Origin of the sequence: Nocardia abscessus (assembly GCF_015477775.1) — a bacterium.
Classification (GTDB): domain Bacteria; phylum Actinomycetota; class Actinomycetes; order Mycobacteriales; family Mycobacteriaceae; genus Nocardia; species Nocardia abscessus_A.
This window is the reverse complement of record NZ_JADLQO010000008.1, coordinates 215,312-238,084: the sequence shown is the minus strand read 5'-3', so window position 1 is coordinate 238,084 and position 22,773 is coordinate 215,312. Positions and strand designations below refer to the sequence as shown.

The 22,773-nt window shown below is 68.0% G+C and carries 19 protein-coding genes and 1 tRNA gene; 9 read left to right on the top strand and 11 right to left on the bottom strand.

From position 1 onward, the window contains the following. Positions 1–217 precede the first annotated feature (217 nt). Positions 218–616: a DUF6010 family protein gene (locus tag IU450_RS21680; protein ID WP_228834905.1), complete on the top strand. Its 399-nt coding sequence runs from the start codon at positions 218–220 to the stop codon at positions 614–616. Positions 617–829: 213 nt separating this feature from the next. On the opposite strand, the gene IU450_RS21675 is transcribed toward IU450_RS21680, so the two are convergent. After that, the gene (locus tag IU450_RS21675) at positions 830–1,435 is read right to left on the bottom strand and encodes a restriction endonuclease (protein WP_195151556.1); all 606 of its coding nucleotides are present in this window, start codon (positions 1,433–1,435) and stop codon (positions 830–832) included. Positions 1,436–1,843: 408 nt separating this feature from the next. Between IU450_RS21675 and IU450_RS39850 the strand changes: the two genes are divergently transcribed. Continuing rightward, positions 1,844–2,251 (top strand): hypothetical protein, encoded by a 408-nt coding sequence (locus IU450_RS39850; RefSeq protein WP_228834904.1) that lies wholly within the window; start codon positions 1,844–1,846, stop codon positions 2,249–2,251. After that, on the top strand, positions 2,251–2,394 hold the full coding sequence (locus IU450_RS21665; protein ID WP_195151555.1) for a hypothetical protein: 144 nt from the start codon (positions 2,251–2,253) through the stop codon (positions 2,392–2,394). The genes IU450_RS39850 and IU450_RS21665 overlap by 1 nt, the downstream gene beginning before the upstream one ends. A 242-nt stretch (positions 2,395–2,636) precedes the next feature. Here IU450_RS21665 and IU450_RS21660 read toward each other — a convergent pair whose 3' ends face one another. Both IU450_RS21660 and IU450_RS21655 read right to left on the bottom strand, forming a co-directional pair. Further along, positions 2,637–3,542: a DUF5655 domain-containing protein gene (locus IU450_RS21660; protein WP_195151554.1), complete on the bottom strand. Its 906-nt coding sequence runs from the start codon at positions 3,540–3,542 to the stop codon at positions 2,637–2,639. Positions 3,543–4,522: 980 nt separating this feature from the next. After that, a tRNA-Asn gene (locus IU450_RS21655) sits at positions 4,523–4,595 on the bottom strand. Positions 4,596–4,798: 203 nt separating this feature from the next. Between IU450_RS21655 and IU450_RS21650 the strand changes: the two genes are divergently transcribed. Next, entirely contained in the window at positions 4,799–5,044 is a 246-nt protein-coding gene (locus IU450_RS21650) for a hypothetical protein (protein WP_195151553.1), read from the top strand. Between the two features lie 85 nt (positions 5,045–5,129). Here IU450_RS21650 and dnaG read toward each other — a convergent pair whose 3' ends face one another. The 3 genes from dnaG to IU450_RS21635 all read right to left on the bottom strand — a co-directional run bounded on the left by dnaG (position 5,130) and on the right by IU450_RS21635 (position 9,075). Next, positions 5,130–7,049: a DNA primase gene (gene dnaG, locus IU450_RS21645; RefSeq protein ID WP_195151552.1), complete on the bottom strand. Its 1,920-nt coding sequence runs from the start codon at positions 7,047–7,049 to the stop codon at positions 5,130–5,132. A 125-nt stretch (positions 7,050–7,174) separates the two neighbouring features. After that, the gene (locus IU450_RS21640; protein ID WP_195151551.1) at positions 7,175–7,924 is read right to left on the bottom strand and encodes a Mut7-C RNAse domain-containing protein; all 750 of its coding nucleotides are present in this window, start codon (positions 7,922–7,924) and stop codon (positions 7,175–7,177) included. After that, positions 7,921–9,075: an FIST signal transduction protein gene (locus tag IU450_RS21635; RefSeq protein WP_195151550.1), complete on the bottom strand. Its 1,155-nt coding sequence runs from the start codon at positions 9,073–9,075 to the stop codon at positions 7,921–7,923. The genes IU450_RS21640 and IU450_RS21635 overlap by 4 nt, the downstream gene beginning before the upstream one ends. 374 nt (positions 9,076–9,449) lie before the next feature. Here IU450_RS21635 and IU450_RS21630 point away from each other — a divergent pair, with 374 nt between their 5' ends. Next, on the top strand, positions 9,450–12,980 hold the full coding sequence (locus tag IU450_RS21630) for a hypothetical protein (RefSeq protein ID WP_195151549.1): 3,531 nt from the start codon (positions 9,450–9,452) through the stop codon (positions 12,978–12,980). A 28-nt stretch (positions 12,981–13,008) separates the two neighbouring features. Here IU450_RS21630 and IU450_RS21625 read toward each other — a convergent pair whose 3' ends face one another. The 3 genes from IU450_RS21625 to IU450_RS21615 form a co-directional block, all read right to left on the bottom strand. Then, positions 13,009–14,268: a deoxyguanosinetriphosphate triphosphohydrolase gene (locus IU450_RS21625; RefSeq protein ID WP_195151548.1), complete on the bottom strand. Its 1,260-nt coding sequence runs from the start codon at positions 14,266–14,268 to the stop codon at positions 13,009–13,011. Positions 14,269–14,274: 6 nt separating this feature from the next. Continuing rightward, positions 14,275–14,955, bottom strand: coding sequence for a YdcF family protein (locus tag IU450_RS21620; RefSeq protein ID WP_195151547.1), 681 nt, complete (start codon positions 14,953–14,955; stop codon positions 14,275–14,277). A gap of 139 nt (positions 14,956–15,094) precedes the next feature. Further along, entirely contained in the window at positions 15,095–15,772 is a 678-nt protein-coding gene (locus IU450_RS21615; protein WP_324197760.1) for an MBL fold metallo-hydrolase, read from the bottom strand. A gap of 30 nt (positions 15,773–15,802) precedes the next feature. Between IU450_RS21615 and IU450_RS21610 the strand changes: the two genes are divergently transcribed. Beyond that, entirely contained in the window at positions 15,803–17,776 is a 1,974-nt protein-coding gene (locus IU450_RS21610) for a TPM domain-containing protein (protein ID WP_195151546.1), read from the top strand. A 48-nt stretch (positions 17,777–17,824) separates the two neighbouring features. Further along, positions 17,825–18,643, top strand: a complete 819-nt coding sequence (locus IU450_RS21605; RefSeq protein ID WP_195151545.1) for a MerR family transcriptional regulator — start codon at positions 17,825–17,827, stop codon at positions 18,641–18,643. A 52-nt stretch (positions 18,644–18,695) separates the two neighbouring features. On the opposite strand, the gene IU450_RS21600 is transcribed toward IU450_RS21605, so the two are convergent. Continuing rightward, positions 18,696–19,958: a phthiocerol/phthiodiolone dimycocerosyl transferase family protein gene (locus tag IU450_RS21600; protein ID WP_195151544.1), complete on the bottom strand. Its 1,263-nt coding sequence runs from the start codon at positions 19,956–19,958 to the stop codon at positions 18,696–18,698. Positions 19,959–20,028: 70 nt separating this feature from the next. Here IU450_RS21600 and IU450_RS21595 point away from each other — a divergent pair, with 70 nt between their 5' ends. Further along, complete coding sequence (locus IU450_RS21595; protein WP_195151543.1) at positions 20,029–20,679, top strand: TenA family protein; 651 nt, start codon at positions 20,029–20,031, stop codon at positions 20,677–20,679. Positions 20,680–20,834: 155 nt separating this feature from the next. Here the strand turns inward: IU450_RS21595 and IU450_RS21590 are convergent, their stop codons facing one another. Further along, positions 20,835–22,226: a glycine--tRNA ligase gene (locus IU450_RS21590; RefSeq protein ID WP_324197759.1), complete on the bottom strand. Its 1,392-nt coding sequence runs from the start codon at positions 22,224–22,226 to the stop codon at positions 20,835–20,837. A 193-nt stretch (positions 22,227–22,419) separates the two neighbouring features. On the opposite strand from IU450_RS21590, the gene IU450_RS21585 reads away from it, so the two are divergent. Next, positions 22,420–22,770: an ArsR/SmtB family transcription factor gene (locus tag IU450_RS21585; RefSeq protein WP_043688763.1), complete on the top strand. Its 351-nt coding sequence runs from the start codon at positions 22,420–22,422 to the stop codon at positions 22,768–22,770. Positions 22,771–22,773: the final 3 nt, after the last annotated feature.

The following is a 22,773-nucleotide window of genomic DNA, read 5'->3' as shown; positions in this document are numbered from 1 at the left end:
CCGGGTCCGGGAGGATCAATCACCCTGTGATCGTCGCCACCGGCGGTTCACCCGATCGGCCCGCGCTCTCTCCAAAACTCGCGGTGGTCCACATTCGCACCGCTACCGAAGAATTGGCGAGTTTCCGTCGGGACGTGTCGTAAATGCCACTAGGAGACGCTCGTTCGACTGGATAGTTTCGGTCTGCGAAAGTGCCCGACCGCACGAGGAGTCACCCATGATCACCTACATCGCACCAGTGCTGATCGGCATTCTGTACGCGCTGGCGATGTCCCTGATCCCCGAACCACAGCGCCGCCGATTCAACGCCGTCATGGTCGCCGGCGCGGGCGCCGCATACCTCAGCGGCGGCGGCTTCGGCGGCTGGGAATTCGCCTTCACCGCCGTCGCCACCTACTGCGCCTACCGCGGCCTCGAATCCTGGACGTTCATCGGTATCGCGTGGCTCCTACACACCGCTTGGGACCTGCTGCACCACTTCAAAGGCAACCCGATCATCCCGTTCGCCCACGACTCGTCCCTGGGATGTGCGATCTGCGATCCGGTGATCGCCGTGTGGTGCTTGTCCGGGGGACGGTCGCTGTTCCACGTCCGTCGCAATGCCGTAGTTTCCTGAGTCCGGTTGTGCCGCATGGAGGAGCTCGGTCTGGTCACGAATCGCAGGTCAGCTCATACTCATTCCGCGTTCTGGCCAGGTGTTCGAAACCACTGCTGCCATGTTCACCATCCGTTTCGAAGTCTTCACGCTTGTTCAGTCGGACTAGACCTGCCAGTCGGCCGGAGTGCACCACGGCTTCCGAGCTCGGATCATCAGCCGCGAACTGAAACCTCAATCCCAGGGAGCAGGACCCGTCCCGGAGTTCCATGCGGCCAACGCACGGTTGTCGATGAGTCGGATGCCGTTCCGGGCAGCTGTTGCACGAGCGGGCGCGGTGAACGACGCTGTCGCGACCAGGGCAGCGATGTCGAATTGGTGCCAGGTCATCAACCCCCCGACGAGTTGCTGCATCTCTTTGTCTCCGACCCGGCGTGTGATGTTGTACCGCTTGGCCTGCAAGATCAATCTGCGCCCGTCCGGAGTCAACGCCACAACGTCCGCGCCGTGGTCCCCCGAACCGCCCGAGACCTCCACCTGGCGGCAACCACTGTCACGACACAGCGAAGCCAGAGCGTGCTCGAATTGCTTGTCGTTCATGTTGTGGAACGGCAGCACGGCGCGTAGGCGCTTGTCCTCGAGTTCTCGACGCCGTCGGATGCGCGACTTCCACAACACCGCCAAGGCTACGGCCGCTGCCACGAGCCCAACGATCGCCGCGATCACCGCGACGAGATTGCCTCTGGCGAATCGCACCGCTGGGCCCAGAACCACGAACCCCGCGATTCCGAACATCAGCAGCAGAGCCACGTTGCCGGAATCGCGACGCCGTCTTGCCATCTCTCCCCCTGCTTCACAGTGCCGATCGATTGTCAGCGAACAGAACCGTAGCGCAAACGACCGACAATTTTGCCCGAGACGGATCGCACGTCATCAATCAACGGTGCCGATTCACTGGATCACGGTCCGTCGTGGTGGTGCCATCCGCGACACTCGCATCCATTCGTCGGACAGAAGCTCAACCTTTTGAGCGCGTCAGCGATTTCGTCGAGCGCCGCACGGCCCGCAACGATGCTCCCGTGAACCGACCGGGCTACTTCTCAGCGCATATAGTGGCGCGGTCGGGTGCATCATGATGCTCTTGCGCGTCGACTTCTCTCGGATCGGACGACCCGCGCCGATGTGGCCCCACGCAGGCTGGTGAGCCGGAACGCATCCATCAGGCCACACGGGCATACCGATCGGCCGATGCCCGACCGCCCCACCGCCACAGCCATGTCGGAACACAAGGTGTCGATCCCCACCGCAGTGGGAAGCAACGGTGACGGGGTCACCGAGGGCAACGGCAGCATCCCCGGCTTCTACGACGCCCTGGTCGGCAAGATCCAGGACGAATTCGGCAGCAAGCTACCCAACGGCAACAAGGACAAGCTCGCCGAGGCCGCATCCACCTGGAAGACCTTCGCCGAACACCCCACCATCACTGGCGCCCCTGCCCGAATCACCGCTCCGCCACTTGTTGTCTGGCGATTTCCCGAACCCGCCCGACTCGTCTTGCCGAACTCTTGCACGAGGCCGTTATCGCCGACAATCGAGAGATCGACTGGTTGTTCGACACCACTCGACGAAACTGGGTACTCGTACCTTCACGCGTAATGACCGAGAAAGAACGGCAAGGACTGGCAACCGAAGCACAGGCCGCGGACCTCTTGGTCAAGACGGATCTGGAGTTCTGCCGTCGTTCAGTACGCGATTTCGAAAGAATTGTCGCATTATTGGACCGATATTCCAGCGACTGACACGAGGAGTCCGCTCGATCGAAGCCTTCTAACGAGAAGGTCGAGTATCGACCAGGCATTGCCTCAGCCGATAATCGACTTACGCGCAGGCTGAACCGATTCCCGTGGCCCTGTCACCAGCGTTGGACATCTAGGCCCACTCGTGCGCATCTGCCGCCTGATCAGCTTTGTCTTGGCGTTCACACCTTTGAACGGAGCCACTGCCCGACGGCCCGCGAAGCGGCTCCGCCGGTCGATTCGACTCAGCTCGCGTCGTAGCTCGCGCGCAGCAGTTTCTCCGCCTTTGCGAGATCGTCCGAGTTCTTCAGGCGAAGTTCGAGACTGCCGGTGCCGAAGTGCCCGATGCTGCGCACGTCCCGGGAGAACCCTGGCTCCAGTTGCACGGAGTCCGGGTCGACCTTCAAGTACACCAGCAATGTCCGGTTGTGCGGATGGACCTCGACGCAGGCGAAATTCTTCAGGCGTTTGTAGGCGAAATAAAGCTTGCGGGTAGTCTTTTGAACATCGTCGCCGAACGACATCAGCTGTGCGTCGAGGTCCGCGTACAGGTTCTTGAGCGATTCGGGGGCCTTCGCCAGCCGGTCGTCCATCGTCGGCTCGTTTGCCGGAGATCCCGTCGAGGTCGTGTGCGACACTGGTCTGCTGTTCACAGCGGTCAACAGCTCCAGTGCCAGGAGCTCACCGTCGAAGTCGCGGTAGCGGACGAGCTCGATGTTGTGGTTGTTCTGCTCCACCGCGTGCTCGTCATAGCGCGTGAAGTCTCCAGCGATACAGACAAGCCGCGGACTGGTCCAGTCGATCTGCTTCGCCACCTCGGTGCCGAGACGATCCATCACGAGCAGTTTGAACTCCGCTTGATGATCGAGCAACCAGTCCATATAGAACAGACCCTGGTTGATCACATTCTCGTCGCGTGCCCGCTTATACTCGAAGATCACCGGCGAACCCGTGTCATCGATCCCCAACGAGTCGATCCGACCACGATGCTTAGGTCCCGTGGAGTACTCCGAAGCCAAAAACCGGACGCCGAAGAGAACTTCCATATTGGCCTCGATGGCACTCTGCAGGTGACGCTCCAAAGCAACTGAACTACCCGACAACTCGGTCGCGTGGCCGTCCACAAGCCGGAACAGCTTGAGATCACTCATGGACAACATGATCCTCCCCGCGCGACCTCTGACCCGCAGGAGCCCGGCTATGGACAGCAGTTGCCGGTGCCGGTGGATGAGCCCCACTCGTAGACGCTTGGCCGGAGCTATGCCCGCGAGACCTGGCCCGTGCGACCCAACCACCGTCTAGGGCCAGCCGAGTACCACCTGCGTGGTAGGCGGCGGAATCGTAAACCGTCACGGGTAAGCGACCGGCTTCAGTTTCAGGCCGGCGCCGTTCGGCGTGGTGGTTGTTGACCGTAGTAAGTGGGTGGCCCTCACCAGCAACATGCGACGCGGCTTCTACGGGAAGCCGTACTTGGCGACTGTGGCCAGCGTCGAGCCCGAAGGGCACGAGCATGTATATGACGTGGCTGTGGCTGACGTGCACGCCTTCGAGGGCAACGGCATCATGCTCCGCAGCTGTGGCGAGATCACGGTCGCTGGCCGCACCGGATAGGAAAAGGTTGTGCGGACGCTCGGCCGTACTTTGTTCGGCAACCGGCACACCACTCGGTGCGGTCCCGCGCCCCTTGGCGCGTGACGGCGGAAAGCGGAATCAAAACGTGGGGGTTAAACGTAGGGTCTGACGTAACAAGACAGGTCAGGCCCGGTCCATAACCGGCCTGACCTGCTATTTCCGTGGAGCTAAGGGACTCGAAACCCTGACCCCCCACTCAGCGGCTCGGGTATCTCATATCACCGCTGGGCCAGCCTACAGTTGGTAGTCGGCTTCGATCCTCAACTGACCGCGCGAAACCGCAGGTCGTCCCCGTTGCCATCTTCGATGTGCCCCACCGAGGGCACGAGTCTGCGACGTTCACCCGTCAAGCCGGAAGCGACAAGCCAATGGGCCCTACCCACAGGCGAAACGGCGCAACGCAAGAACGTTTGGACCTGAATTCTTGGCGTATTCTTGATCGCAGCCCGCAGACTAAAGCAGGTCAGACACGATGAACATGCCTGACCTGCTGGTTATGCTCCCCCATCTGGACTCGAACCAGAAACCTGCCGATTAACAGTCGGCTGCTCTGCCAATTGAGCTATAGGGGATTGCCCTTGGCTCGTCCGGTTGGTATCGGGCGGGCCGAGGAGAAACTCTAGCGTATCGCTGGGCGGGAGCCCAAATCGCGCCGCTACCTGCTGCCTTGTCGGTGGGGACGGGTGGCTTGCTACCGGGTATCCGGATCGACAGGCGTGTGGGGCGTCGGGCAGGATGGGGGCGGCGAACTGGCAACTGGGAGGAGCACATCGAGATGCTGCGGTTGATCATCGGCGTGGCGGCCGGCTACGTACTCGGCAGCAAGGCCGGGCGGGCTCGCTACGAACAGATCAGCGCCGCGACGCGCGCGCTGACCGAGAGCCCGGTGACCCGCAAGCTCGTGCTCATCGGCAGGCAGAAACTAGCGGACAAGCTCAGCACCCGTCCCCGTCTGGAGCCGATGGAGCCGCTCGACGAGCGGACCACCGTCCTGGTCCCGCACGACCAACTCCGCCGCTGACCTGGAGTTCAACCGCACAACGAACTGATTCCTCGCACACGTCGAACGCTGTGCGAGGAATCACGCATTCGTGCGAAGAAGCCTTCTAAGCTCCGGTGGCGAAATCGCCGTGATTGCCCATCGCCTGGGTGAGCAGACTCTTGCGGTACTGCTCCAGGGCGACGAGGTCGCCGAACAGGGCGAAGTAGGCCTCCGGCTGTTCGGTCGAGGAGACCCGCTGCAGCTTGGACTTGAGTTCGGCGATCTGCCTGCCGACCCAGGCCTCCTGAGTGCGTGCCAGGACACCGGCGACGAAGCGCGGGATGTCGGCCTCCGTTTTCACCGGCAGCGGCTCGTTGGCCAGCTCCGACAGCATGGCGCGCACGGTCAGGTCGTCGGTGCGGTCCGCGACGGCGTTGACCCACTCCGCGCCACCCAGCCCGGCCGCCGTACCGCCCGCCTCGGCGATCAGCATGCGCACGACCGCGTAGGCGGGGTGGGTGAAGGCTTCGGACTCGAGCGCGTCGAAACCCGCCCCCGCCATCGCCGGGTACTGGAGCGCGGCCGCCAGCACCTGGCGTTGCGGCAGGAGCGTGGGATCGTTCGGATTCGGCCGTGCCGCAGGATGTTCGGCGACCACGTCGCGCGGCGCGGACGCACGCGGCACGCCCGGGCGCCCGCCGCCGTTGCGATGGCGCTTGGCTTCCTCGCCGACCCGGCGCACCACGGTCTGGATGTCGTCCCAGCCGACCCAGCCGGCCAGTTTGGTGGCGTAAGCCTTGCGCAGGGCGTTGTCCTTGATCTGGGCGACCACCGGCACCGCGCGGCGCAGCGCCTCCACCTGCCCCTCCGCGGTGTCCAGGTTGTGGTCGGCCAGCAGTCCGCGAATCACGAACTCGTACAGCGGCGTTCGGCGGGCGACCAGATCGCGCACGGCCGCGTCGCCGGAATGCTGCCGCAGCTCGCAGGGGTCCTGACCGTCGGGTGCGATCGCGATGTAGGTCTGACCGGCGAGCTTCTGATCGCCCGAGAAGGCTTTCAGCGCCGCTGCCTGGCCCGCCGCGTCACCGTCGAAGGTGTAGATGATCTCGCCGCGCCAGAAGTTGTCGTCCATCAGCAGGCGGCGCAACAGGGCGAGGTGCTCGTCGCCGAAGGCGGTGCCACAGGCCGCGACGGCGGTTTTCACTCCGGCCAGGTGCATCGCCATGACGTCGGTGTAGCCCTCGACCACGACCGCCTGGTGGCCCTTGGCGATCTCGCGCTTGGCGTGGTCGAGGCCGAAGAGCACCTGGGATTTCTTGTACAGCAAGGTTTCCGGTGTGTTGATGTACTTGCCGGGCATGGTGTCGTCGTCGAAGAGCTTGCGGGCGCCGAAGCCGATGACGTCACCGGACAGGTTGCGGATCGGCCAGAGCAGACGCCGGTGGAAACGGTCGATCGGGCCGCGCTGACCTTGCCGGGACAGCCCGGCCGCCTCCAGCTCCTTGAAGTCGAACCCCTTACGGAGCAGGTGCTTGGTGAGCACGTCCCATCCCGCGGGGGCGTAGCCGCAGCCGAAATGGTGAGCGGCCGCCGCGTCGAAGTTGCGCTCGGTGAGATAGTTGCGCGCGGCTTCGGCGCCCGGCTCGCGTAGCTGGGCCATGTAGAACTCGTGCGCGGCCGCGTTCGCCGCGACCAGCCGGGACCGGGTGCCGCGGTCGCGCTGCACCGAGGTGCCGCCGCCCTCGTAGTTGATCTGGTACCCGATCCGGTCGGCCAGCTGCTCGACCGACTCGACGAACCCGACGTGCTCGATCTTCTGCAGGAAGGCGAATACGTCGCCGCCCTCACCGCAGCCGAAGCAGTGGAACAGGCCGTGGTTGGGGCGCACATGGAACGACGGCGACTTCTCGTCGTGGAACGGGCACAGACCCTTCATGGAATCCGCGCCTGCGCGCTTGAGCGCGACGTACTCCCCCACCACGTCTTCGATCCGGACGCGTTCGCGTATCGCCGCGATATCGCGATCTGGAAGTCGTCCGGCCACGGCAGTGAGTCTAGGCGAACGCGGGGCCGACGCGCCCGGGCGGCTCCACACAGCGCGTTCCCGCCGGACCTGTCCCCGACCGGTGCGGCGGGGGCGACCCCGCCGGAATCCGCTCGCCTGGTCGATCAGGATCGGTCCAGCTCCGCGCGGATCGCCGCGACCGTCTCGGCCAGCCGGGCCTGGTGCGAGCCCTGCCAGTAGACGCGGCCGCACTCGTGGCACTGCCGGAACGTGTCGTAGTAACGCCGGGTGAGCGGTTCCAGCCGATCTTCGACCTCTGCTTTGGCTACCTCGGCCACGACGCCGCCACAGCGCAGGCAGCGGGTGAACGGCGCCAGGCACGCGCCGAGATCGAGCCGCCGGATCACCTCCACCACCTGCTCCACCGGCTGGTTCGACCGGATGTAGACGCCGTGTGTGACGTTGCGGCGCTTGAGCAGCCCGCGATCACGGGTGAGCAGGATCCGGTGCTCGGCCGCCGACACCTCGGCGAGTTCGGCGTCCTCGGCGTCCCACCGGCAGTGCACGTCCAGGCCCAGCAACCGCATCAGCTTGGCGAGGCCCCCGAGATTCACGTCCGCGAGGAACCGGGGTGCGCGCAACGGGTGCGGGCGCACCCTGGTCACGGACCCGATGTCGAGTGTCTCGAACACGGGATACGCGGTGACCCGCCCGCCGGTGGGCGGCTGGTGATCGAAGTCGACCGGTTGTCCGTCGACCAAGACCAGGTCGACCTCGGTGTGCGGGATGCCCGCGGCTTCGATGACGTCCTTGACGGTCTGGTGCGGGCGGAACGGCCGCCGCAGCACGGCGTACCGCTCCTCGGGTCGCAGGAAGTCGTTCAGCTCGGCGTAGACCCTCAGCTCGACGCTCATTCGACGAACAGCGCCATCGACGCGGTGAATCCGTGCAGCGCGTTGCGGCCCGCGATGGGCCCGATCTCGCCCGCGGCGAAGAAACCGGCGAGCGGAATGCCGTCGAGCACGTCCTCGATGGTTGTGGCGTCGTGATCGGCCACCCCGAACATCCGGCGGCCGCGGCCGTTGCAGGTGAAGAGCAACGCACCGGCCGGCCGGCCGGAAAGATCCGTCCGCGCCCGTGCCAGGGCGGCCCGCAGGTCCTGATCCGCTCCGACCGCGTCGCGGACCTGGAATTGCACGGTCGTACCGACCTCGACGACCTCGCCCACCTCGATCGCGCCACTGGACGGATCGGCGCCGAGCAGGCCGCGGATGAGGAAGTCGCCTTGACCGGGCTCGGCCAGGTGCTCGTCGACCACGAAGCCGATCTGCAGGCCGCGGGCGAGCTGTTCCTGCTGGTCGGGCGGCAGCACGGCGACGATCTCGCGCAACCGCTCGATCGGCGGCTGCCCGCCGAGCCCCGTGATGACGGTGCCGTCCGCGCCGGTGATGGTGTACGGGTAGCCGATCGGGCGGCAACCCTGCGAGACGATCGGCACATGGTGCAAGCCCGGCAGACGCACCCCGACCGCGCCGGAGGTCACCACCGCGTGGTCGCGGAACAGTCGGCTGCCCTCCGGCCCTCGGCCGCCGCTCACCAGCCCGCCCATCACCACGGTGCCGGGCAGATCCGTGTTCACGTACTCCAGCAGCAGGTCGGCGGGGAACGAGTAGGGGTCGGGCAGCAGCAAGTGGAAGTCGCGTGCGGCCTTGTCGAAGCGGTAACCGGCGAGCAGCCCGCCGCTCGCCGTCCGGAGGAATTCCAATTGGAAGGTCTCGGCGGCGGGCAGCCCGGAAGCCAGCCACACCGCCACCGCGGGCTCGTCCTCTATCTCGCGGCGACCGGCTACGATCGCCTGCGCCACGCACCCGACCAGAGCGGGCACCCGGACCGTGCGGTGGACGCCGGACAGCACCTCCACGGCCTCGTCGGTATGCGCCCGGGAGGCGAGCAGCACGGCGAGGGACGGCGCCGCACCCGCGAGCTGATCACGGGCGAGCGCTGCGGCCTCCATGCCCGCCTGCCGCGCGCCGGTCGCGGTGGAGAGCCCTACTCCGATCCGCACCCTTCCATGGTAGCCAACCTGGGGCGACGGGGATGATGTTGCCGCGCAAGGCATTTCGGTGTCGATGCCGGGCGAGGTAGTGATGACGCGGCGATAGGGCCGTTGGTGGAGTGGTCGGCCGGCGGATACGTGTCCACATCGTGATCGCTTGGAGCCTCCTCGGTTTCGACCGGGCAACGACGCGCGGCGCATGTTGCGATCCGGTAGCTGCTCGGCGACTCGCGACCGTCATCGATCTTCCCAACCCCGAGAGGTCCCGTGGATTCGGGTGACAATAACCGGCACCACAGTCTGCTTTCGGCGATCCGAGATCAGAGTGTCGGCGCAGGCCAGCGCACCGCGGCAAGACCTGATGAGGACAAGCGGGAGACATCGTGAGCCAGCCGTCGCGGATCGACACGGGCGAACTGCGCGCGATGGTGTCGACACTGGAGCGGCTCATCGCGGAGGCCGGGCGCACGGTCAGCGAGTTGAAGGCGACCATCGCGTCCGCGGAGGCGCTCGTCAGCGGCGACCAGCACGACGTACAGCCGGTTGTGGCGCGAGCCGAAGCGGTCATCGCCCAGGAGGCCGCCACCGAATCGCCTGCCGAATCCGATCGCGCGGTGATGCCCACTCCGTGGTCGCGACGGCCTCCGGCGACGCCCTGGTCGAGGCGCGTCGTCAGGCCGTGCCCGACCGTGCCCAGCACACCGGTTCGAGTGTCCGCGCCCCGCGCGACAGGCGTCCCGATCGCAGAACTGCCCGCGCCCGCATGGCAACCGGCCGCGCCGCGTCGCTCGGAATTCGAGTTCACCCGTGGGCGAACCGGCGACTCCGGCTTCGTCCGGCGAAGCGACAACGACGACGCCCCGTCCATCCCACAGGTCGCCGTCACAGCCGACTCGGCGCCGATTCGGAGAACCGATTACGCGGACAACCCCGCACCCGTCCAGCAGGACGATGCCGCAGCCATCCAACCGACCGATGTCGTCGCCTCCGCACCGATCCGGCGCACCGGCGGAGCACCGATCTCACAGATCGACAATCTCCATGAGCCCCGGTCGGCCGGACGGACCTCCATCACCCCGGGCCCCGCGTCCACGCGAGAGACCGGCACTGCGCAAAACCTCGAAGCCGCAGCGCGGAGCACCCAGGCCGACGGTCTCGCAGCGCGCCGGAAGATCGTTGCTGCCGACGATTCGATACCGATCCGGAAGACCGGCTACCCAGCGCTCACCACACCCGTCCGGCCGAGCGACTCCGCGCCGATCCGACAGGCCGATTTCGCCGACGAGTCCGCGCGAGCCGAGATCGACTCCTCGCCCGCTTCCCAGCTCGACGACGCACACCAGCGGGCGGCGGCGCGACAGACCGGCGTCGTCGACCACATCGGGACCGTCTCACGGACCGGTGTTGCACCCGGCCGTGAACCGTCCCAGCAGACCGATTCGGACGGATTCACACCGCGCCCTAGCCACACTGCCGACGACCCAGCAGGGAGCAAAACCGCGCCCCGCCCCGAGCCCGTCCCACCAACCCACGACTTCGTCCCCGATCAACGCACCCCAGCCGCGCCCGTCGAAGACGGCGACACTCCACATCACCAGCCGCCCGTCCAACAGACGAATCCAGACGAAGTCACACCACGCCGACCTAGCCGTAATGCTGACGCCTCGGCAGAGACCGATACCGCACCGCGCCACGAGCCCGTCCCGCAGACGGCAGACGGCTTCCCGCCCATCATGCGCACCGCCGCCGTGCCCGTCGAAGAGAGCGCTACTCCACATCACCGGACGCCCGGCCAGAGGACCGAACACCTACAGGGCACGTCAGCACAACGGACCAACACCGCACAGCACCTCGAGCCGAGGCCGAAAGACTCCAGCTCAGCTGTCCCCCAGGCCGACTCGGGGAAGCTCGATACCGCAGACGCCTCGCCATCCGTCCCAGAGATCGATACCGCGCATGGCGCCGAGCCCGTCCCCCCGATCGACGCCGCCGACGAACCGGTGGCTGTCGAGCGGACCGACACCTCAAGCCGCGCAGCACGAACCATCGCGGACGACTCCCGGGCACGAGCCGATAACGAGCGCCGCCCCGAGCTGATCTCACCGATCGACCTGGCGAACTGCCTCGCGTCGGTCCAGCGAACCGTTCCCCGATCCACCGAGTCCGCCACCCCATGGCATCCGGCACCCACCCAGCGACCCGGCACCCACGATTCGGCACTCACCCAGCAGTTCGAAGCCGCAAACGAGACGGCAGCCGACAGAAGGACCGACGACCCCACCGTCATCCAGCAGACCGACCCCAGACCTAGCGAGTTCGCCACACCCTGGGGCCCAGCACCCATCCGACAGCCTGACACCACACACAAATCCGCACCCGCCCGGCCGTTCGAGGCCACGGACGGCATCGCAGCTGGTGGGAGGACCGAAGACCCCACCCCCATCCAGCCGAGCGACCCCGCATCGAGCGACGAGAGCGACACTCCGGATCACCCGGCGCCCATCCAGCGGACCCAGATTTCGGCCGAACCGGCGCCTGGTCCGCAGGCCCCGACCACGGCCGCCCCCGCCCCGCCAAACGACGACACCGACGACTTCGCGCCCGACCTGCGGACGGCCCCCGCACCGGGCGAGCAGAGCGACGGCACGACCACCATCCAGCAGACCGACCCCATACACCCCTCCGCGGCCGGGCAGCCGAAAGACTCGCATATCCAGCAGGGCGATTTCACCGATGACCCCGAGCTCAGCCAACGGACCGGAGCCACAAACCAATTCGTGGCGCCCGAACACACCGCGACCGCCGACCATCCCGGACGCGTCGAGCAGGCGGACGCAGGCGGCCCCGTACCTTCTCGGCCCCTGATGGACACCGCCCCCGACTCGGTCGACATTCCATGGACTGGCCTATCGCCCCATAGGGAGCCCATCCCACCGGTGGATGGATCGGAGAACGCCCCCTCGGCCCACGGGAACAATCCCGGACCTCACCGGCAACCCGGCAGCACAGGCAACTTCGCCCCCACACCGCAGACCGACCCCGCATCAATCGACCCGAGCGATCCTCCCGCCCAGCGGGCACGCATGCAGCGGACCGCTGACGCAGCCGCCCAGGCATCAGATCGGAAGGCCACCGCCGCCCCCGCACCGCAACACAACCGCACCCACCACGCCACACCCGAACAACGACCCGCCCCCACACCCAGCGAGCGCGCAGAAACCAAGCACCGCCCCCCACTCACACCGCAGACCGACACCACCGACGCTTCCGAGGTGAGTCGGATCGCCCGGGAGATGTCGGCGCGGCACGGCTTGAAACTCGTAGGGTTCGATGCCGCGGATGTCGACGTGCAGGCGGTCCGTGAGATTGCTTCCGCCATCGATGACCTGCTGGCGAAATACCCGATTCCGCTGCGGGGCGTTGAACTCACCGACGATCCGGAATCGCGTCCGAGGCCGACACCCACAACGATGTCGGAGGGACCGGCCGAGGTGTGGATCGTCCTGGATAAAGCTGCCCCACCTACGCCGGGCGGGGCAGCTCCGCAGCAAACGCGAAGAATATTTCGTAGGCGCGGGCCTGTCGAGCGGCCGGTGTATTCGACGGTCGTCCGTGAATTCGCGAGGGCATTGGACGTCGCGGGTGGTTTCCGGGCTCGACAAGAAGCGTTGCGGACGTTGATCAACGAGTCCCTTCTCCGCGGCGGCAGTGGGGCCGGTCTGCTGGACCCCGGCCGCGCTCTGGTGGAGGGCTTCACCGAGGTGGTCCTGCGTGGAGATCGCGCGGGGGCCTCGGCGAAGGAACTGCATGCGGCACTGGTGAAAATGGCGCGCGCGGAGTCCACCGACCTGCCGGAGCCCGCCGACGAGCCGCAGCCGACGGACCTACCGGAGTCCACCGATCTGTCGGCGTGACCCTCGGTGCCGCCGCGCATCCTCCGATCTAGGCGTTCAGGTGGACCGCCACTCGCTCCAAGCGGCTTTCGGTGTAGGAGGCGATCTGGTCCACCACGACGCGCACGCGGGCGGTGTCGTCGCGCGCGGCATCCCAGAACGGCAGCAGCACCGGATCGAGACTGTCCGGCGCGGTCGCCAGCAATCGCTCGGCCACAGCGAGGATGCGTTCACGCTGCGCGGCCTGCCGTAACTGGTGCGCCGAGTCGGACATCACGTAGCGCAACGCGACGGTTTTCAGCAGTGCCACCTCGGCGGCGACGATGCGCGGCACCTCCAGGTCGGCGGCGTATCGGGACACGGGTTCCGGCCCGGCCACTTCCCTGGTCGCCATGATCGCCGCCGTGGCGAAGCGGCCGACCAGCTCGCTGGTGAGACGCTTCAGCGCGACCGAGGCGGTGAACGTGCCGTCGTAGCCGGACGCCGCCGCGACCACCGGCAGCTCCGACAGCCGTTGTGCGGCGGCGATCAGTTCGTCGGCCGCCAGCGAGTGCTGGAACTGACCCAGCGCCGCCAGCGCGTCCTGCTCGGTGGGGTCGGCCAGCGCGCGCAGGTCGATCCGGCCCGCGATGACGCCGTCCTCGACGTCGTGCACCGAGTAGGCGACGTCGTCGGACCAGTCCATGATCTGGCATTCGAGGCTGCGGCGACGGTCCGGCGCGCCCTTGCGGATCCACTCCAGGCGCTCGATGTCGACCTCGTAGGCGCCGAACTTGGTGCCGGGACCCGTTCGGCCCCACGGGTATTTGATCGCCGCGTCGAGTGCGGCACGGGTGAGGTTCAGGCCCGCGCTGGTGGCGTCGGGCTCGAGCACTTTGGGTTCGAGGCGGGTGAGGATGCGGAGGTTCTGCGCGTTGCCTTCGAACCCGCCGTATGCGTCGGCGAAGGTGTCGAGGGCTTTCTCCCCGTTGTGGCCGTAGGGCGGGTGGCCGATGTCGTGAGCGAGCCCGGCCAGGTCGACCACGTCCGGGTCGCACCCGAGGCCGTCGGCGATGCTGCGGCCGATCTGGGCGACTTCCAGGGAATGGGTGAGCCGGGTGCGCGGGGTGTCCCCGTCGCGGGGACCCATGACCTGCGTTTTGTCGGCCAACCTGCGCAGGGCCGCGGAGTGCAGCACGCGGGCGCGGTCACGCGCGAACTCGGTGCGATGGCCGGTTTCGAACTCACTGCGCGGCGGGCCGAGCCCCGCGGTCTTGGCGCCCTCTAGGACGAGGCGCTCGGTGTCGTGATCGGTGTATAGGGCGCTCATCGCGTCTCACTGCCCCGCCGTGTAGGTGAAGTCCGCGGAGAAGTGGGTGAGCTGGTACCAGAGCAGAGCGCCGGTCTCCCGGGCGATGCCGTGCGCCTGGGATTCGCGCGTGTAGACGGCGGGCCCGGTCCTGGTCGGCGCGGTCCACGCCGCCAGACCCTCGTCCCTGGCCATGGTGCGGGTGCGCAGCGAGTGCCAGGGATCGCTGACCAGCACCGCCGAGGACATGTCCCGCGCCCGCATCGCCGTCGCCACGGCCTCGACGCTGCGCAGGGTGTCCGAACCGGTCTCGACGGCGAGGATCTTGTCGCCGGGCACGCCGCGCGCCTGCAGGTAGTTCTTGCCCGAAGCGGCTTCGGTGAACAGATCGCCCTCCTGCTTGCCGCCCACGGTGATGACCCGCGGCGCAACACCGGCCCGGAACAGCTTGTACGCCTGGTCGAGTCGCGCTTCGAACACCGAGGACGGCGTTCCGGAGTACTGCGCCGCGCCGAGCACAACGATCGCGTCGGCCTTCGTGTAGTCCTCGATGCGCGCGACCTGCCACACGCGGAACGCGGTCCCGCCGACCAGCACCGCCCCCATCACCACCGAACCGACGACCAGTCGCCGTGCCCAGCGCAGCAACCCCGCGCCGAAGCCGTGCGGCCGGGCCGGGTCGGGAGCCGGGAGAGCTCGAGTGCGCATCGTTGGCAAATCCACTCCCCAAGTCTGCCAGGAGCGGCATCACGGTCCGGTAACCGTCGGTTCGGGCTCCGAAGGGTTACCGGCTCCTCGCGCGGGGCGAACGCCTTCCGAGCGTCGACTGCCCCGGCGAGCAGGCCGGTTACCAGCCGCGGGCCTGCCAGTCCCGAAGGTCGGAGCGTTCGGTACCGAGGGTGGTGTCGTCACCGTGACCGGGGTACACGACGGTGTCGTCGGGGTATCGGTCGAAGAGCTTGGTCGACACGTCGGTGAACAGGGAGGTGAAGTCCGCCGGGGAGGTGGTGCGCCCGACGCCGCCGGGGAACAGCGAGTCGCCGGTGAACAGGTGGGTCCGGCCCGCCCCGTCGGCGAGCGCGAGGGTGATCGAGCCCGGCGTGTGGCCGCGCAGGTGGATGACCTCGAACACGAGGTCGCCGACCGAGACGGTGTCGCCTTCGGCGAGCAGCCGGTCGGGGCGGACCGGGAGCGGGTCGGCGTCGAGCGGATGGGCCGCGGTGGGCGCGCCGGTGGCGGCGGCGATCTCCCGCAGCGCCATCCAGTGGTCACGGTGCTGATGCGTGGTGACGATCAGCTCGACCTGTCCCGGCGCCTCCTGCTCGATGAGGGCGGCGATGCGCGGAGCCTCGTTGGCGGCATCGACGAGCAGGGCGGCGCCGGTGGCGGCGCACTGCACCAGGTAACAGTTGTTGTCCATGCCGCCGACGGACATCTTGACGATGCGGGCGCCGGGGACATCGCGCTGCTGCGGGTTCGAATCCGGGGACACGTGGCCGCTGTACGGGCGATCGATGGTGATCACGAAACGATGCTAGCGAGTTAGATTCGTGCCATGTCATCGCCGCCGCGGTTCCGCCAAGCTCGCATGCTCGCGATCAGCGTTCTGCTCGCCGCGATCGCCCTGTCCGGGACTGCGACGGCCGGGGCGGAACCACCGCTGCGGATGGACACCTATGTGGAGGACCCGGCCGGCGCGCTCGACGGTAGTCAGCGCGACCAGGTTCGCAACGCGGTGGACCAGCTCTACGCCGACCAGCAGGTCCGGCTGTGGGTCGTGTACGTGCGCGACTTCGACGGACTCACCCCGCAGGACTGGTCCGCGCGCACCGCGTCGATGTCCGGGTTCGGCGAGCGGGACCTCCTGCTGGCGGTCGCCACCGAAGACCGCGCGTACTGGTTGGTAGGCGAACTGCCCAGCGGCGTCAGCGATTCCGAGCTCGACGGCCTCGTGATCCGGGAGGTCGAGCCCGCCCTGCGCGACGGCCGCTGGGCCGATGCCGGGGTCGCGACGGCCGACGGACTGGACGCGGCGATGCGCGGCGGCGGGGTGAGCGTCCGCGCACTGCTCGTCCTCGGTCTGCTCGTCGTCCTCGGGGCGGGCGGTCTCCTGTGGTACGCGCGCAAACGGCGGCGTGACCGGTCCGAGGCCGAGCTGGCGGCGGCGCGGCAGGTGGACCCGGAGAACGCCACGGCGCTGTCGGCGTTGCCGTTGGACGCGCTGCACGCCCGCTCGCGTGAGGCGCTCGTGGAGATCGACAACGCGGTGCGCACCAGCGGCGAGGAACTCGACCTCGCCGCGGGTGAGTTCGGCGCCACCGCGACCGCCCCCTTCCGCACGGCCCTCGACAGCGCGAAAGCCGCTGCCACCGAGGCATTCGCGATCCGCCAGCGCCTCGACGACGCCATCCCCGAGACTCCGGACGACCAGCGCGCACTGCTGGTCGAGCTGATCGGCACGGTGGGGCGCGCCGACCGGGAACTCGACGCACAGGTCGCCGCCTTCGACGCCATGCGTGATCTGCTGCTCGACGCTCCGATCCGGTTGGACGCTCTGACCAGGGACATTGTCGAGTTCACCGCCCGGATCCCTGATTCGGAGGCCGAGCTGAACCGGCTCGCCGCCACCCATCCGGCGAGTGTGCTCGCGCCGATCGAGGACAACGTGCGGATGGCGCGGGAGCGAATCGCCTTCGCGGAGCAGAACATCGACGCGGGACGGGCCGCCCTCACCGAGCCGGTCGGCGAGCAGGGCGGCGCGGTCGCCGCCATCCGGTCGGCCGAAGCGGCGATCGGTCAGGCGCGTGCTCTGCTCGACGCGGTGGACAACGCCTCCGGCGCCATCCGGCAGGCCCGCGACGGCCTGCCCGCCGTGCTGGACGAGCTGCGCCGCGACATCGCCTCCGCCGCCGAGCTCTCCGGCTACGGTGGGCCGGAATTATCGGATGCCCGCACCGCCGCGCAGTCCGTGTGGGACAAGGCGTCCGCTTCGGCGGACACCGACCCGCTGAGCGCCTTCCACGACGCGGTCACCGCCGACGCCGCCCTCGACCGCGCTCTCGCCGCCGCCACCGACCGCAAACTCGCTGCCGAGGACCTCGCGCGCAGGCTCGATCACGCGCTCACCGACGCGGGCGCGCGGATCGGTTCGGCCGCCGACTTCCTCGCCACTCGTCGCGGCGGCGTCGACGCCGAAGCGCGCACGCGGCTCTCGGAGGCACAGCGCAATCTCGACGAGGCGCGGCGGCTGAGCGTGAGCGATCCGGCCGCGGCACTGCGGCACGCGCAGGCGGCGGCGGATCTGGCCGGGCGCGCACTGCAGGCGGCGCAGGCCGGCGTGCGCGCCTGGGAGGCGAGCCAGGGGCCGTCCGGCGGCGCGCAGGCCGGGGCGGTGCTGGGCGGCATCCTGCTAGAAGGGCTGCTACGCGGGGCGGCGGGTGGCGGACGGCGATCCGGGGGCGGCTGGAGCCCGGGCTCGTTCGGCGGTTCGTCGGGCTCCCGGCGGATCGGTCGCGGCGGAAGATTCTGACCACGTCTTGACCCTGACACCGTGTGAGAACGTAGACCGGGACCCGTCATGTTGAGTATCGGAGACTTCGCCAGGCACGGACAGGTGTCGGTGCGCATGCTGCGCCATTACGACGCGATCGGGCTGCTGCGGCCCGCGCGGGTCGACGCCGCCAGTGGTTACCGCTATTACGAAGCGGGACAGCTGGCACGGCTCAATCGCATCGTCGCGCTGAAGGATCTCGGCTTCACCCTCGAACAGGTGCGCCGGATCCTGGACGAGCGGGTGGGCGGCGCCGAACTGCGCGGCATGCTCATGCTCCGCCGCGCCGAGCTCGAGCAGCGCATCACCAGCGACCGCGCACGCCTGACCCAGGTCGAGACGAGGCTCCGCGTCATCGAGAAGGAGGGCTTCATGCCTGCCCACGATGTGGTGATCAAATCCGTCCCCGCCGTCCGAGTAGCCGAGTTGACCGGTGTCGCGGGCGACTTCGAACCCGGGTCGATCGGGCCGGTGATCGGTCCGTTGTTCGAGGACCTGTGCGCGCGGCTGGCGCGGGCCGAGGTCACGCCGGTCGGTCCCGGCATCGCGTACTACGAACAGCGCGACGACGGCACGGTTCTCGCCCACGCCGCGATGCCCGTCGACCTCGATCCGGACGGCGGACACGATTTCGCGGTGGTGGATCTGCCCGCGATCGACCGGGCCGCCACCGTGGTGCATCGCGGCAGCATGGACCTGGTCCTGGAACCTTGGCAGGCGCTCGGACGCTGGATCGACGACAACGGCTACCGCATCACCGGGCCCAGCCGCGAGGTGACCCTGGTCTACACCGAGGACACCGCGGGCTGGGTCACCGAGTTGCAAGAGCCAGTCCAGCCGAAATGAGACCAGGCCGTGGCTGCCGCGAAGCTCGGCTGCCACGGCCTGCCCAGGCGGATCAGCTCGCGCACACTGCCGACAACGCGGTCAGCTCGGCCCGTACCTCCTCGAGCAGGTCTTCGGTGTGCACGCCGCCACCGAGCACGCCGACGGTCAGCTTGCCCGTGAAGGTGTAGACGAGATAGGTGACCGCGGCCGACGCGCCCGCGGAGGGGCGGGGATGCGCGGAGAGATAGACGATCTCGTAATCGGTCGGTTCGAGACCGGCGGGCATGCGGAACGCGGGCACCACTCCGGTGTTGGTCACCGCGACATGCCCGGCCAGTGAGTGGATCCTCGTCACACCGTAGTAGTCCGGGAAATGCAACACCGACTGCTGCACGACCCCTTCGGCCAGATCGTGCGTCAACCGGGATGAAACGCGCTGTGCCAGTTCGAGAACGTTCGCCCCGGGATCCACCTCCGCCGCGAACGAAGCCAGCCCGGCCATGTTGGTGCCCGCCGCGGCGGCGACCGGAGGCTCCAGCCGGGTGCGCAGATCCACGGGGTACAGGCAGCCCAGCTCGGTCGCGCCGCCGACGGCGGCCCGTGCGTACGCCCGCAACAGCGCCGCGGTGAGCAGGCCGTTCACCGTCACGCCGGTCTTGCGGCCCAGATCCACGATCCGTGCGGTCGCGTCTCGGTCCAGCCGCACGCGCGGGGGGCGGGCGAGCGTGCTCTGCGCGGGCTGCGCGCTGTCGGGCGGCGCTGTCGTCTCCTCGGACGGAAGCGGCTCGGTCACGTCCTCGAATCCGGAGACCGCGGCCCTTGCGATGCCCCGCGCGGCGACATACCACTCCAGGGATTGCGGAATCGCCTGCGGGACAAGGCTTCTACGCTGATCCTCGACAATGCCGGTGTAGCAGTCCCACAGTCTCGCCAGCAGTTCGACGCAATGCCCCGCATCGGCGACGCTGTGGTGAGCGAACAGGGTGACCCGCCATTCGTCCGCGCCCGTGCCCACCGCGTCCAGATAGGCCAGTTGAACCGCGGGATCCACAGCGGGGATGACGATCGCCGCCACGTCACCTTCCCGCACCGAAGCCGGTACCCATGCGCCCTCGTCCGCTTCGAGCAGATAACCCTGTCCCGCAGCGTCTTCCGCGATGCGACAGCCGATCACCGGATACGCGCGGCGCAACGCCGTGAATGCCTCCCCCATCGCGGTCACGTCGAGCACGCCGCGCACCGACACCGACCGGCCCGTGTAGGTGCCGTGCCGCACGAACCGCTGCTCCGACGGCGCCAACGGCCGGATCGGAGCGTCCTCATCCCACAACATTCCGCAAGAGTGCGGCACCACCGGCACGGGTGCAAACCGACCGGGCGGACGGATGCGGAAGACTGCCGGTATGAGTCTCGCGGCACATCTGGAGAAGATCGGTCTGCCTTCGGTGGAGGAACAGCTGGCCCACCCCACCGTGGCCGGTATCGCCGAGGGCACCCTGCCCGAGCCGGTCTTCCGGTCCTGGTTGGAGCAGGACTATCTGTTCCTGCTCGACTACGTCCGCGTGTTCGCCCGTCTCGCGTGGCAGGCTCCGGCGGCCCATCTGGGCGACCTGGTCGACCTCGCGCACGCCACCTACCACGAGGAACTGTCACTGCACCGCTCGCTGGCCGCCGAATTCGGCGCCGACCTCGACGGCGCCGCCAAAGGCGCGCCGTGCGCGGCGTACACGGCGTTTCTCCTGGACTCGGCCGCGTCCTACGGCGAGGGCCTCGCCGCCCTCTACCCGTGCATGTGGGGGTACTCGACGCTCGGCGCGCGGCTGGCCCAGCGCCCGCCCGGCGAACCGCGCTACCGCCGCTGGGTCGACACCTATGCCGATCCGGGATTCGCCGCCCTCACCCGCCGCTGCGCCCAGATGATCGACGAGTCCGGCGCCGACCCGGCACGCGCGGAAGATCTGTTCCGCGAAGGGCTGCGGCACGAGCTGGCGTTCTGGGACGTTCCGCTGAATCCCTCTGGCACACAAGGTCACCCCGCGCCATCGGCCGAGTGAACACCGGCGCGGGCTACTTCTGGCCGTTCTGGGTCGCCGTGCCCTGGGGGCTCGCGCTGCTCATTCCGACCACGATCGGCATCACCACGCGCAAGAAGAGCTGCTGAACGACAGCGTCCCGCGGCCGGTTACGACCACGGGACGCGACGGCGAACTCAGGCGCCGATCAGGTGCTGGGCGAGGTAGCCCTCCACCTTGTCCAGCGCGATGCGCTCCTGGGTCATGGTGTCGCGCTCGCGGATGGTCACCGCTTGATCCTCGAGCGTCTCGAAGTCGACGGTGATGCAGAACGGCGTGCCGATCTCGTCCTGGCGGCGGTAGCGGCGGCCGATGGCGCCCGCGTCGTCGAACTCGACGTTCCAGTTCTTGCGCAGCTGCGCGGCCAGATCCTTCGCCTTCGGCGTGAGATCGGCGTTGCGCGAGAGCGGAAGCACCGCCGCCTTCACCGGCGCGAGGCGGCGATCCAGGCGCAGCACCGTGCGGGTGTCCACGCCGCCCTTGGCGTTGGGCGCCTCGTCCTCGGCGTAGGCGTCGACCAGGAAGGCCATCAGCGAGCGGGTGAGGCCCGCCGCGGGCTCGATCACGTACGGGATGTAGCGCTCGTTGGTGGACTGGTCGAAGAAGCTCAGCTCGGTGCCGGAGTGCTCGGAGTGCGTCTTCAGGTCGAAGTCGGTGCGGTTGGCGATGCCTTCCAGCTCACCCCACTCGTTGCCCTGGAAGCCGAAGCGGTACTCGATGTCGGTGGTGCCCGCCGAGTAGTGCGAGAGCTTGTCCTTCGGGTGCTCGAACAGCCGCAGGTTCTCCGCGGCGATGCCGAGATCGGTGTACCAGGAGAACCGGGTCTCGATCCAGTACTTGTGCCACTCCACGTCCTCGCCCGGCTTGACGAAGTACTCCATCTCCATCTGCTCGAACTCGCGGGTGCGGAAGATGAAGTTGCCCGGGGTGATCTCGTTGCGGAAGCTCTTGCCGATCTGCGCGATGCCGAACGGCGGCTTCTTGCGCGCGGTCGTCATCACATTGGCGAAGTTGACGAAGATGCCCTGGGCGGTCTCCGGGCGCAGGTAGTGCAGGCCCTCCTCGGACTCGATCGGGCCGAGGTAGGTCTTGAGCATCATGTTGAAGTCGCGCGGCTCGGTCCAGCGGCCGACGGTGCCGCAGTTCGGGCACGCGAGCAGTTCCATCGAGACCGTGTCCGGGTCATCGATCTTGTTCTTCAACGCGTACGCCTCCTGCAGGTGGTCCTGCCGGAAGCGGTGGTGGCAGTTCAGGCACTCGACCAGCGGGTCGTTGAACACGCCGACATGGCCGGAGGCCACCCACACCTGGCGGGGCAGGATCACCGAGGAGTCGAGGCCGACGACGTCCTCACGGCTGGTGACCATGGCGCGCCACCACTGCTTCTTGATGTTCTCCTTGAGCTCGACACCCAGCGGACCGTAATCCCACGCCGACTTGGTGCCTCCGTAGATCTCACCGCACGGGTACACCAGACCCCGGCGCTTGGCGAGGTTGGCAACGGTGTCCACCTTCGACTTGGGTGCCACGCGAGAATTCTCCATCCACTGCGAGTCGGATTCGTGTCGCCTCGACACGATAGTTTTGCGTCGAGGCTGCGATTGTGCCAAGCCTATCGGCAGGCCCGGCGCCGGTTTCAACCGCACGGTTCGGCGCGCCCGTTTGACATGCGCACCTGTGCATACGCAAACTGGTAATGCTTTCCATTAAGGAGTTGGTGACATGACCGCCGAGACCGCCGCGGCTCCGCCGCACAACCCGTATCGGTCGCCCGGCCCGGCGCCGGTGCCCGCCCGCACCGTGCTGGAGGACGCGGGTGAGTTGTTGCGGGCACTGGCCGCGCCGGTGCGGATTGCTATCGTGCTGCAGTTGCGCGAGTCGCCGCGCTGCGTCCACGAATTGGTCGACGCGCTCGGGGTCACGCAACCACTGGTCAGTCAGCATCTGCGTATCCTCAAGGCCGCCGGTGTCGTGCACGGTGAGCGTTCGGGTCGCGAGGTGCTCTACGAACTCGTCGACGACCATCTGGCGCACATCGTCGTCGACGCCGTCGCGCACGCCGAGGAAGGGTGATTC